This window comes from Rhodococcus sp. NPDC003348, assembly GCF_053589375.1.
Window position 1 is genome coordinate 1 of record NZ_JBSFRT010000091.1, and the last position, 2,700, is coordinate 2,700.

At 68.1% G+C, this 2,700-nt stretch carries 3 protein-coding genes; all 3 read right to left on the reverse strand.

Annotation, left to right across the window (positions count from 1 at the left end):
- Positions 1-54: 54 nt before the first annotated feature.
- On the reverse strand, positions 55-912 hold the full coding sequence (locus ACWDU4_RS28220) for a 3-hydroxyacyl-CoA dehydrogenase (protein WP_450117264.1): 858 nt from the start codon (positions 910-912) through the stop codon (positions 55-57).
- A complete protein-coding gene (locus ACWDU4_RS28225) occupies positions 912-1,550 on the reverse strand; it encodes a TetR/AcrR family transcriptional regulator (protein WP_450117265.1) in 639 nt (212 codons plus the stop codon). The genes ACWDU4_RS28220 and ACWDU4_RS28225 overlap by 1 nt, the downstream gene beginning before the upstream one ends.
- Before the next feature lie 475 nt (positions 1,551-2,025).
- Positions 2,026-2,700: HNH endonuclease signature motif containing protein (locus ACWDU4_RS28230; protein ID WP_450117266.1), on the reverse strand; the 675-nt coding region annotated here is incomplete at its 5' end.

Consider the following 2,700-nt stretch of genomic DNA (forward strand, 5'->3'; position numbering starts at 1 on the left):
CACGGGAAGCGATTCCCGTGCCCGACGCCCACTTTCCGTCGGCGGCTGCCGCGCCTAGGAGGTGTACTTGTAGAAGCCCTCGCCCGTCGCGACCCCGAGTTTGCCCTTGTCGATGTAGTTCTCCTTGATGTACTTCGCGAACCGCTGCTGCGGCTCGTCGCCGGCGGCGGAGATGTTGTAGGCGGTGGTCAGACCGACGATGTCGTAGATCTGGAACGGTCCGAGCGGGGCTCCGGTACCGATCCGCCACGTCTTGTCCACGGTCTCGGGGTCGGCGATCCCGTCGACGAGCAGCTCGGCGCCCGCACGGAGGAACGGCACGAGCAGCGAGTTGAGGACGTAGCCTGCCTTCTCCTTCTTGAGCTCGATCGGAACCATGCCGATCGCGGTGGCGAAGTCGACGACGCGGCGGCAGACCTCGGGATCGGTGCTGTCGGTGCCCATCACCTCGGCGGTGTTCTGCCGCCAGACGTGGTTCGCGAAGTGCAGGGCCAGGAACTTCTCGGGGCGGCCGGTGAACTCCTTCAGGTCGCTCGGCAGCAGTGTCGAGGAGTTGGTCGCGAAGATCGTCTTCGCCGGCGCCACCTCGCCGAGCCTGGTGTAGGTGTCGCGCTTGAGGTCGAGGATCTCGGGGATGGCCTCGATCACGAGGTCGGCATCCTTGACGGCATCTGCGAGATCCGCGGAGTACGAGATCTTGCCGAGCGCGTTCTGCACCAATTCGTCACTGGCGCCGGGAACCTCGGCCTTGTAGGTCTCGGCGAGGCCCGCGAACCGCGCCTTCGCCTTCTCGAGGATCTCGTCGCTGATGTCGTAGGCGACGACGTCGACGCCGTGATAGGCGCTCTGGTAAGCGATCTGGGAGCCGAGGACACCCGTCCCCAGCACGGTGATCTTGGTGATGGCGGTCATCAAGCTCTTCCCTTCGTTGACTGCTGTTGTGGACGGCGGGCCTGGTAGCCCGCCACGATCAGTTCGACCTGACGGCGCAGCGCGCCGGAGGCGACGCCGGGCTCGGACGCCCGGACGACTGGCCCTGCGATCTCCAGGTGGAGGACGGCGAAGACCGCCCGCCCGGCGGCGGTCGCGTCCTCGTCCGCGGGATCGCCGCCGGTGAGGCACGCGGCGATCAGCTCCTCGAGGCGGGTGACGATCTGCAGTCCGGCCACCCGGAACGGGGCGTCGGGCGGACCGAACAGCAGGTCGCGTTGGTAGGCGACGAGGTTCTCGTCGTGATCGCGGCCCGAGTGGATCACCGGGCCGATCAGCGCGAGCACCCGCTGCACGGGGTCGGCGACTCCCGCCGACTCGACCTCGCCCTGGGCGACCGCCGCGGCGAAAGCCTCGTTGTAGACCATGAGAAGCAGTTCGGCCTTCGACGACGCGTATCGGAACAGCGTCCCGATCGCGACGTCCGCGCGGTCGGCGACCTGCTGGGTCGTCACGGCCTCGTAACCGTTCTCGGCGAACAGGTCCCGCGCGGCGCGGCAGATCCGGGTCTGCTTCTCGGCCTTGCCGCGTTCACGGCGGCCCCCTGCGGTTCGTTGCATCGGATCTCACCTCCCGCAGCCACCTGATCGAATTTGACTCATTAATGAGTCTACTCAGTTTTCTGCTTCTGACCCCAGGTAGTGGTGGGTTTCACGCGGCACCCCCAAGCCGACCCGGGCCACGTCGACCAATACCACCACCCTGACACAGAAGGGCTAGGTCGTCCGGGTGAACCGAATGCCTGAGCACCTCGGCCAACTCCGATGATCCGGGCGCACGCTTGCGGCCATGTGTGGGTACGCGCTCCGATTCGCGGGTCGACATCCGGGCATGTGGGACAGCGGATACATCGGCTTCGTCAGGGCGCGTCACCGTCGTCTTTCTCTTTCCGGTCGCGCCCCCACTGCCGCCGATGCTCGCGCAGTTCTGCTTCGAGGTGGCCACGGCATGACCGATGCCACAGTGGCCGCCCCGCGTCTCGACCTGGATTCACCCGGCGTGGGCGTGTGCGGGGGGCGTGTGCGTCCGCCGTGGCTACGGTGCGTCGCCGTCGCCGGCCCCATCCACGTCGCGCTCCCAGAGCCGCCGATGCTCGCGCAGTTCTGCGTCGCGGCGGGCGCGGTGGTGCGCCAGCGCTGCGGCGAGGATGTCGCCGAGGTGGTGGCGTTGATTGACCCGCGGTGTGCGGGTGGGGTCGATGTGCGGCGGTGGGATCCATTCGGTGCGGCCGGCGTCGCCGCTGCGGTCGGGGGTCGTCGCCGCGGTACGGCTGGTGCGGCCTGCATTGCCCGTTGTTTCTGCTTCGGTACGGCCAGAGCTGCCTGCGTGGCCGGTGGCTTCTTTCACGGTCCGGCAGGTGCATGTTGCTCCGGCCCGGCCGGTGCGGTCGAGGGTTGCCGCCGCGGTGCGGGTCTGCCAGCCGCCGGGGCCGTCGTGGACGAGGGCGTGGCAGTGATCGCACGCGAGATCGAGAGCGTCGATGTCGGTGCGGCCGCCCTTGTTCCATTCGGTCAGGTGATGCACGGCGGTCATCGACGCCGGTGCGTCGCAGCCCGGTCTCGTGCAGCCACGCGAGGCGGCGATGAGTGCGAGTCGCTGATCAGCCGATGCCAAGCGCTTCGACCGACCGAGGTGCAGCGGCCGGCCGTTGTGATCGAAGAGCGCGAGCACCGGATGTGCCTTCTCGGCCATTCGGAGCGCATCACGGAT